Raw genomic sequence first — 6973 nt, forward strand, 5'->3', positions numbered from 1 at the left:
TGACGACCATAGCGAGTGGGAACCACCTGAATCCATGCCGAACTCAGAAGTGAAACCACTCAGCGCCGATGGTAGTGTGGGGCTTCCCCATGTGAGAGTAGGTCATCGTCAGGCTCTTAAATATAAAAAACCCCCGTCACGAAAGTGGCGGGGGTTTTTTATATTTAGGATACGATGAACTCCTCTCCCTACAAGGCCATGTGAGCGACCCTGTTCCAAAGGAACGGGGAGCAGGCGCCAAAGGCGTCGCGCAGCGATCGCGAGCACTGCTCGCGACCTAAAGTAGGTCAGCCCACTCCACACCCCCGCTACCAGCAAAGCGACCTAAAGCAGGTCAGCCCCACTCCACACCTCTCTGGAATCCTGCCGGCCGGCAGAGCCGGCCTTTCGCGGGCAAGGCCCGCTCCCACAAGGCCCGCTCCCACAAGACCCATCCACACAGTCACTCCCACAAGCCACAAGCCCAACTCCCCCAACAACCTTTCTTCCCCAGGGCCACCCCAAAACCCCCGATTTTCCCTCACCACCCTTTATCCCATGCCCATGTATCTCTATGCTCAGTAAGTTACGTCGGTGATTGGAGGCTCTATGCAGTGGGTGAAGGCCTTTGTGGCCGGTTTTCTGGCTACCCTGGTGTTCCATCAGGGCCTGCTGGCACTGCTCCATGCCGCGGCGGTGGTGCCGGTTTCTCCTTATAACTGGGCACCCTCCGCGCCGTTGGGCGTGCCCGCCGTGTTGTCGCTGGCGTTCTGGGGCGGCGTCTGGGGCCTGCCGTTATGGTGGCTGATACGTTTTAAGCCGGCCCACCTGTACTGGTCGGTGGCCGTCCTGTTCGGTGCCATCGCGCCCACTGTCGTCGCCATGCTTCTGGTATTCCCCATGAAAGGTATCCCGGTCAGCGCCACCACCTGGGTCGGCGGCTTTATGCTGAACGCGGCCTGGGGGCTCGGGGTCGCGGTGTTTATGGGGCCGGTGTTCCGGACCTATCCGATGGCCCCGGAAATGATCGTTAAATAAGACAACGGCGGGCGCCGGTCCGGCCCCGCCGTAATAACTCGTGTTTTTGGTTTGGGAAAAGGTGATCACTATGACGAATGACAATAATGCCGCCATGAAGACCCCTGTCCAGGCGCTGGAAGACCGCCGCCGTCAGCAAGGCGACAGTGTTGCCATGGTCCAGCCGCTGGGTGGCGACCAGGTGCGCCGCTATACCTGGAACGAGGTGGCCGACGAGGCCTACCGAATGGCCGCCTATCTCAAGGCCGAAGGCATTCAGGCCGGCGACCGCGTGGCGCTGGTCTCCAAGAACTGCGCGGAGTGGATCATCGCCGACCTGGCGATCTGGGTCGCCGGCGGCGTCAGCGTGCCGCTTTATCCCACCCTGTTGGCGGATTCCGTGCGCCTTATCCTCGAGCACAGTGAGTCCAAGCTGCTGTTCGTCGGCAAGCTGGATGACTGGGGCATGATGAAGGACGGCGTGCCCGACGGCGTCAAGCAGGTGGCGTTCTCGCTGGCGCCGGACGAAGTGCGCGGCAAGGTGCCGGTATGGACCGACATCATCGCCAAGCAGGAGCCGCTCGCCGAAGCCGCTTCCCCGGAGCCGGACGATCTCGCCACCATTATCTATACCTCCGGCACCACCGGCGTGCCCAAAGGGGTGATGCACCAGTACAAGAGCATGTCCGCGGTGGGCGCCAAGGTGATCCAGGTCTACAACCTGGAGCCCTCGGACCGGATGATTTCCTATCTGCCGCTTTCCCACGTGGCGGAACGGGCCGCCGTGGAAATGGCGCTGCTGTACGTGGGCAACACCGTCTACTTCGCCGAGTCGCTGGACACCTTCGGCGAGGACATCAAGCGCGCCAAGCCCACCCTGTTCTTCGCGGTGCCGCGTATCTGGTCCAAGTTCTACCAGAAAGCCTCCGAGGCGCTGCCGCCCAAGAAGCTCAATACGCTGCTCAAGATTCCCCTGCTCAACAAGGTGATCAAGAAGAAGGTGCTCGGCGCCATGGGCCTGGACGAATGCCGCGTGGCGCTGTCCGGTGCCGCGCCGCTGTCCACGGACATCATTTCCTGGTTCAACAAGATGGATCTGGAAATCCTGGAAGTGTACGGCATGACGGAAAACTTCGGCTGGTCGCACACCACCGAGCAGGGTGATCAGCAGATCGGCTGGGTCGGCACCCCCAACGACGGCGTTGAATGCCGCATCGGCGAGGCCGGCGAGGTGGAAGTGCGCAGCGTCGCCAACATGAGCGGCTACTACAAGCAGGCCGACCTGACCGCCGAGGTGCTGACCGAGGACGGCTGGCTGAAGACCGGCGACGTGGGCGAGATCGACGGCCGCGGCCGTCTTCGCATCACCGGCCGGATCAAGGAGATCTTCAAGACCGAGAAGGGCAAGTACGTGGCGCCGGCGCCGATCGAAAACCGGCTCGCCAGCCAGCCCGGCGTGGAGCTCGCCTGCGTCATCGGCGCCAACATGGCGCAGCCGATCGCGCTGCTCAACCTCACCCCCGAGGAGCAGGAAAAGCTCAGCAAGGGTACTGAGAAAGAGCACTTCACCCAGTCACTGAACGCCTTGCTTGAGAAGGTGAACAGCCAGATCGACGCCCATGAGCGGCTCAATGCCCTGGTGGTCTGCAAGACTCCCTGGACCGTGGAGAACGGCCTGATTACGCCGACCCTCAAGCTCAAGCGCAACGAGATCGAGAAATACTACGAGGCGGACCTGCCCACCTGGGCGGCGTCCCGTGGTGTGATCTGGGAGCAGTAATCGTTGAAGGATTCCGATCCGGACCTGCATCTGATCCGGTTGCTCGCCGACGGCCGCTTCCACTCCGGAGGTGACCTCGGCGAGGCGCTCGGTGTCTCCCGCGCCGCCATCTGGAAACGTCTGCAGCGGGCCGCCGAGGCCTACGGTCTGTCCGTGGAGTCGGTGCGCGGCAAGGGCTACCGTCTTAGCCGGGCGCTGGATCCGCTCGATCCGGCGGCCCTCGAGGAGGCCCTGCGCGGCCGCGCCGAGCTTCACTTTCAACCCGTGACGCAGTCCACCAACGCCGACGCCATGGCCCTGGCGGCGGACGCCGGCGGGCCAGTGGTGGTGACCACGGAGTACCAGAGCGCCGGACGCGGCCGGCGCGGCCGGCAGTGGCAATCGCCGTTCGGCGCCAACCTCTACTTGAGCGTGCTGTACCAGCTGTCCGGAGGCTTCTCGTCGCTGGGCGGGTTGAGTCTCGCCGCCGGGGTGGCCGTAGGCAGGGCCCTGGCGGACACCGTGCCGGAGCTGGGGCTGGGCCTGAAGTGGCCCAACGACCTGCTGGTGGACGGCGCCAAGCTGGGCGGCGTTCTGATTGAGCTGGCCGGCGAGATGGAGGGGCAGGTCCAGGTGGTGGTGGGCGTCGGCATCAACGTGGCCATGAGCGACCACCAGGCCGAGGCCATCGACCAGGACTGGACGGACCTGCGCCGCGCCAGCGCGGCGCCGCCGGACCGCACGCGGCTGGCCACCGCCGTGGCCGGCGAGCTGCTCACCATGCTTGACCGGTTCGCGGTGGACGGCTTCGCGCCGTTCACGGCGGCCTTCGATCAAATGGACGTCTGCCGGGACCGGCCGGTGGTGATTCATACTGGCGCCGGTCAGCGCACCGGGGTGGCCCGGGGCGTGTCCGAGGACGGCGCCCTGCGGGTGGAAATAGACGGAGAGATCCATTACATGCACGGCGGCGAAGTGAGCTTGAGATTACAATGAAGTTGTTCGTGGATGTGGGGAACACCGCCTTGAAATGGCGCCGCCGTGGGGCGGACGGGACCGTGCAGGGCGGCGCCGCCCACGGCCGTGACTGGCCCCGGGCCCTGCAGGCGCCGCTGGACGTCGGCGCGGCCGGATTCGAACAGATCTGGGTGGCGTCGGTGGCCGGCGCGGAAGCGGATGAGCGCATCGGCGCCTTGATCGAGGCGCGTACCGGGGTGCCCCCGCGGTTCTACTACTCCCGGCAGGAGGACTTCGGGGTCAGCAACTGCTACCCGGAGCCGCGCCGGCTGGGCGTGGACCGCTGGGTGGCCCTGGTGGAGTGCTGGCAACGCTTCGGTGCCGGCATCATTATCGATTGCGGCAGCGCCCTGACCATCGACGCGATTGATGGCGAGGGCCGTTTTCTGGGCGGCTACATCGTGCCGGGGCTGGGCATGCTGCGCAGTGCGCTGCTGCGCGACACCGCCGACGTCCATGTGGACCAGGCCCGGCCCCGCCTGACGCTGGGGCGCTCCACCGGGGAGTGCGTCCATAACGGCCTGCTGCGCATGTCTGTGGCGTTCGTCACGGATGTGGTGGTTGAACTGCGTGAACGCCTTCCGGATACTTGCAGGGTATTGGTGACCGGCGGCGACGCGGACGAGCTCAGCTCCGCCTTTTCCTTTGAATTCATGCATTTGCCCGACCTGGTGCTGGACGGTCTGGAGCGGGTGGCGGCACGTCAATAATAAAGCTTGGGGGCGACAGTCGGTGCGATGGGTCTTTTACAGCCTTCTGGTGGTGAACCTGGTCTACCTGGGCTGGCAGTTGGTATCCGACGCCGTTTGGGGTGGCGGATCATCGGCCATTATTGAACGCGCCGACGCCGGTGAGGCTGCCGACGCTCCCGCCCTGCGGCTGCTGAGCGAGGCGCCGCAGCCGGACCGGGCGCTGCGCCCGGACGTCCCGGCGCGCCCGGGGTTGGGCCCGGTGGTCGGGCCCTGGTCGGCCCGCGGCGAGGCGGAGCGCGCCCGCGTGCAGCTGGAAGCGGCCGGGTTGGCGGCAACGATCCGCGCGGTCACGGTTCAGAAAGACCACCTCAACTGGGTTTACCTGCCCCCCTACGACAGCCGTGAGCGGGCCCTGGAAGTGCTCAGCGAGCTGCAGTCCCGGGGCGTGGACAGCTTTATCGTCAAGGCCGGGGAGGACGCCAACGCCATTTCCCTGGGGTATTTCACCAGCGAGGAGTCCGCCGAAGGGCTGCGCGTGAAAATGCATAATGCCGGTTATCCGGCCTTTGTGCGCGAGACCTCGCGGCCGGTGACCGAATACTGGTTGTACATGCCGGAAAGGGCGGACGGCGCCGCGGCGCTGGAGGATTTTCTGGTCGGCAACCCGGCGGTGAGCCGCGATCGGGTGGCCTGCCGGACCCCGGCACGGCAAAACGGATAATCGCCGCGGCAATCATTGCACCCCCGATGGGCTTTCTATAGAATGCGCAGCCCTTATGCTGCTGGCGTAGCTCAGTTGGTAGAGCAGCTGATTTGTAATCAGCCGGTCGGGGGTTCGACTCCTCTCGCCAGCTCCACTTTACGCTCGCTAAGAGCTTGAAAATCCCTGAAAAGATGTTGACAAGGGGTTGGGGCGTAAAGAGAATGTAGGCCCTTTTCTGGAGGGGTTCCCGAGTGGCCAAAGGGATCAGACTGTAAATCTGACGCGAAAGCTTCGGAGGTTCGAATCCTCCCCCCTCCACCAGATTTAAGCCGACAGGCTGGCAGGCATAGGAAGGTTCGCGGGCATAGTTCAACGGTAGAACCTCAGCCTTCCAAGCTGATGATGCGGGTTCGATTCCCGCTGCCCGCTCCAGGCTGTGGTGACAATTTGGATGCCTGACAAGGCAATATGAAGTTTACGCTCATGTAGCTCAGTAGGTAGAGCACACCCTTGGTAAGGGTGAGGTCACCGGTTCAAATCCGGTCATGAGCTCCAATTTCCGGGCCCGGGTAGAACCCGGGTCCGGCTTCATGTGTCTTGGTGGTGCCCGGGTGGCCCGCGATATTGCGGTCCGTATTGTGTTTTTCCAGGCAGACGCGCCGTTCAGACGGGGATGCACAACCAAGTTGAGAGGTAGAGAGTCGTGGCAAAGGAAAAGTTTGAACGTAACAAACCGCACGTAAACGTAGGCACCATCGGTCACGTTGACCATGGTAAAACCACGCTGACCGCCGCCCTGACGCGGGTCTGTTTCGAGACCTGGGGCACCGGTTCCGCGAGCGCGTTCGATTCCATCGATAACGCCCCGGAAGAGCGTGAGCGCGGTATCACCATCGCGACCTCCCACGTTGAGTACGACTCTCCGAAGCGTCACTACGCGCACGTTGACTGCCCGGGTCACGCCGACTACGTGAAGAACATGATCACCGGTGCGGCGCAGATGGACGGCGCGATCCTGGTGGTGAGCGCGGCCGACGGCCCGATGCCGCAGACCCGCGAGCACATCCTGCTGTCCCGTCAGGTCGGCGTTCCGTTCATTGTTGTGTTCCTGAACAAAGCGGACATGGTGGACGACGAAGAGCTGCTCGAGCTGGTTGAGATGGAAATCCGCGAGCTGCTGAGCGACTACGACTTCCCGGGCGACGACACCCCGATCATCACCGGTTCCGCGCTGAAGGCGCTGGAAGGTGACACCAGCGACATCGGCATGCCGGCGGTAGCCAAGCTGGTGGAGTGCCTGGACGAGTACATCCCGGAGCCGGAGCGCGCCGTGGACCAGCCGTTCCTGATGCCGATCGAGGACGTGTTCTCCATCTCCGGCCGCGGTACCGTGGTAACCGGTCGTGTGGAGCGCGGTATCATCAAGGTGGGTGACGAGATGGAAATCGTGGGTATCAAAGACACCATGAAGACCACCTGCACCGGCGTTGAGATGTTCCGCAAGCTGCTCGACGAAGGTCGTGCCGGCGAGAACGTGGGCGTGCTGCTGCGCGGCACCAAGCGTGACGAAGTAGAGCGTGGCCAGGTGCTGGCGAAGCCGGGTTCCATCACCCCGCACACCAAGTTCGAGGGTGAGGTGTACGTGCTGAGCAAGGACGAGGGCGGCCGTCACACCCCGTTCTTCAACGGCTACCGTCCGCAGTTCTACTTCCGGACCACCGACGTGACCGGCGCTTGCCAGCTGCCGGAAGGCACCGAGATGGTGATGCCGGGCGATAACGTGCAGATGAGCGTCGAGCTGATCGC

At 64.0% G+C, this 6973-nt stretch carries 6 protein-coding genes, 4 tRNA genes and 1 rRNA gene; all 11 read left to right on the plus strand.

Features of this window, described 5'->3' with window-relative positions:
- A 5S ribosomal RNA gene (rrf, locus tag ACEQZD_RS05515) occupies positions 1 to 114 on the plus strand; the annotation flags it as partial.
- 474 nt (positions 115 to 588) lie between these two features.
- Complete coding sequence (locus tag ACEQZD_RS05520; RefSeq protein ID WP_370184472.1) at positions 589 to 1017, plus strand: hypothetical protein; 429 nt, start codon at positions 589 to 591, stop codon at positions 1015 to 1017.
- 70 nt (positions 1018 to 1087) lie between these two features.
- A complete protein-coding gene (locus ACEQZD_RS05525) occupies positions 1088 to 2776 on the plus strand; it encodes an AMP-binding protein (protein ID WP_370184474.1) in 1689 nt (562 codons plus the stop codon).
- Positions 2777 to 2779: 3 nt separating this feature from the next.
- On the plus strand, positions 2780 to 3751 hold the full coding sequence (locus ACEQZD_RS05530) for a biotin--[acetyl-CoA-carboxylase] ligase (RefSeq protein ID WP_142949714.1): 972 nt from the start codon (positions 2780 to 2782) through the stop codon (positions 3749 to 3751).
- Positions 3748 to 4482: a type III pantothenate kinase gene (locus ACEQZD_RS05535; RefSeq protein WP_370184477.1), complete on the plus strand. Its 735-nt coding sequence runs from the start codon at positions 3748 to 3750 to the stop codon at positions 4480 to 4482. The genes ACEQZD_RS05530 and ACEQZD_RS05535 overlap by 4 nt, the downstream gene beginning before the upstream one ends.
- A gap of 22 nt (positions 4483 to 4504) precedes the next feature.
- Positions 4505 to 5185, plus strand: a complete 681-nt coding sequence (locus ACEQZD_RS05540; protein ID WP_370184480.1) for an SPOR domain-containing protein — start codon at positions 4505 to 4507, stop codon at positions 5183 to 5185.
- 60 nt (positions 5186 to 5245) lie between these two features.
- Positions 5246 to 5321, plus strand: a tRNA-Thr gene (locus tag ACEQZD_RS05545).
- Between the two features lie 83 nt (positions 5322 to 5404).
- Positions 5405 to 5488 (plus strand) — tRNA-Tyr (locus ACEQZD_RS05550).
- Positions 5489 to 5525: 37 nt separating this feature from the next.
- Positions 5526 to 5599, plus strand: a tRNA-Gly gene (locus tag ACEQZD_RS05555).
- 47 nt (positions 5600 to 5646) lie between these two features.
- Positions 5647 to 5722 (plus strand) — tRNA-Thr (locus ACEQZD_RS05560).
- Positions 5723 to 5870: 148 nt separating this feature from the next.
- Positions 5871 to 6973: elongation factor Tu (gene tuf / locus ACEQZD_RS05565; protein ID WP_370184481.1), on the plus strand; the 1103-nt coding region annotated here is incomplete at its 3' end.

Source organism: Alloalcanivorax sp. (assembly GCF_964221125.1).
Classification (GTDB): domain Bacteria; phylum Pseudomonadota; class Gammaproteobacteria; order Pseudomonadales; family Alcanivoracaceae; genus Alloalcanivorax; species Alloalcanivorax venustensis.

Coding starts and splice junctions, on each gene's coding strand:
- ACEQZD_RS05525 (WP_370184474.1), top strand. CDS start 1,088: ATGACGAATGACAATAATGCCGCCATGAAGACCCCTGTCCAGGCGCTG.
- ACEQZD_RS05535 (WP_370184477.1), top strand. CDS start 3,748: ATGAAGTTGTTCGTGGATGTGGGGAACACCGCCTTGAAATGGCGCCGC.
- ACEQZD_RS05520 (WP_370184472.1), top strand. CDS start 589: ATGCAGTGGGTGAAGGCCTTTGTGGCCGGTTTTCTGGCTACCCTGGTG.